Consider the following 1,857-nt stretch of genomic DNA (forward strand, 5'->3'; position numbering starts at 1 on the left):
GAATTTGATCTTCGGAAGGAATTTCTACGACAATTTCTTTAGTGGAACGAGCTACTTTTTCTTTTGGTTCAACATAATACACTATATGTTCTTTAAACAATTTTTCTCGTTTATCCTCATATTTAGATGATATTTTTTTCTCTGTTTCTAATTTAATTTCTTCTACGTCTCTCTTTTGTGGATGTTTTTCATCTACTGATGATTTCATTGTTTCCTCTTTTCTCTCTTTTTCTTTTTGTTGAGAAGATGCTAGTTGCTCTGTTATTTGTTGTAACTTTTCCATGTATGTAGTGAAATCTTTGTGTATAAGTTTAAGTAGCGCTTTTGTTTCGTCTGCTGCCTCTTGTTTCTCTAGGATGGTTTCGGTTTTGATTGAGGGGTGTGTTTTTATTTCTTCTGTTATGGGTTTTTCAACAGTTGTTTTAGGTGCTACGGGTTTAGTTGGTCTTTTTATAATGTAGTAGAAAAGGAGGAGGATTGTTACGATTATTATGATTATTATGCCAATCCAAATTGTCTGTGTTAATGCTGTTTGTTCTTCTTCGATTTTTGATACTGATCCATCTATGGTGTTGTATATGTAGTCCCATTTTCCATTGTTGTTTATATCGAGTAGGTATTTGTCACCGGATTTTTCTAACCCTAGGCTTGTGTTTGTTGATAGGTCGTAGAGAAGATCATATGTATCATCTTGGTTTACATCAACAATGAAGTATGGTTTTCCACCGGGGTATATTTTCTTTACATCTGATTTATCTTTTGGGTTTGAACCGAGGTGTAATTCTATCGCATCGTTTAAACCATCGTTATCATTATCTGTATCTATAGAGTCTGGTGTGCCGTCACCATCTGAATCTATTGGGTAGTTATCCGGGTTATTTGGGTCAGTCCCATATAATGTTTCATCTACATCACTCCATCCATCTCCATCTAAATCTATAAATGTTGTATCTATGGAAAACTTTATTGAGGCGTAGTCTGTTGTTTTATTATCGTTGGATACTGCTCTTATGTAGAATGTGTGGGCACCATCTAAAATGGTATCAGTCGAGGTCCAACTTTCTGCGTTTCCTATAAATATTTCTGGTTTATTGTCGATTTTAATGTAGTATCCTTTTATGCCAGCGACAGAAAACGCAGGGCTCCATGCGAATGAGGGTCTGTTGTTTGATACACTTGTGGTAAGCCTAATGAGTGTGGGTGGCATTATTTTATCTGATGGTATCATTGATGTCAGTGGATAGTTATCCACATTTCCTTCAGATATTGTATATGGTTTGTCACTTATACCGTCTTTATTAGCATCTATCGTGTCTAAATTGCCCCAGTAGTTGCCTCGTGAGTTATTATCCCATTTGTTGTTTCCCTCTGATTTTGCGTCTATTTTATTTCTCCAGAAGTTGTTTAGATAAATTTGATTATTGTTAGAGTTTTGCCAAATGTAAACGCCTAATTCGTTGGCATAGATGTTACATTCAGTAACTATGTTTCTATCTGAATCTATTCTGATGTCTATTGCTTCTTCGTTGTTGAATAAATTACAATTTGTGATCAGATGGTTATCTGAGTTGAGTAATATTAAAATCGCAATGCTAAACCCTTGTATGTTGCAGTCTTTTACAATACTTTTAGATTCACGTAAAAGTATCCCATTACCATAAGTTAGTGATGCGCCTCTGATATCACAATTTATAATCTTTGTTTCAGCGCCGCGTACATAAATGCCGATATAAGTAGTTGGTTCTATGTAAATATTTGATATAGTACATCTCGTACTTCCTGGTGAAACGTAGATACCATACTCTATAGGATTAATAATTTTTAAATCGCTTATTTCTACCGCTGATGTATTTAATG

General features: G+C 34.6%; 1 pseudogene (only partly in view). It reads right to left on the reverse strand.

From position 1 onward, the window contains the following. A pseudogene (locus QHH19_07100) lies at window positions 1–1,857 on the reverse strand (NosD domain-containing protein) (it continues 394 nt past the right edge of the window).

Source organism: Candidatus Thermoplasmatota archaeon (genome assembly GCA_029907305.1).
GTDB lineage: Archaea > Thermoplasmatota > E2 > DHVEG-1 > DHVEG-1 > JARYMC01.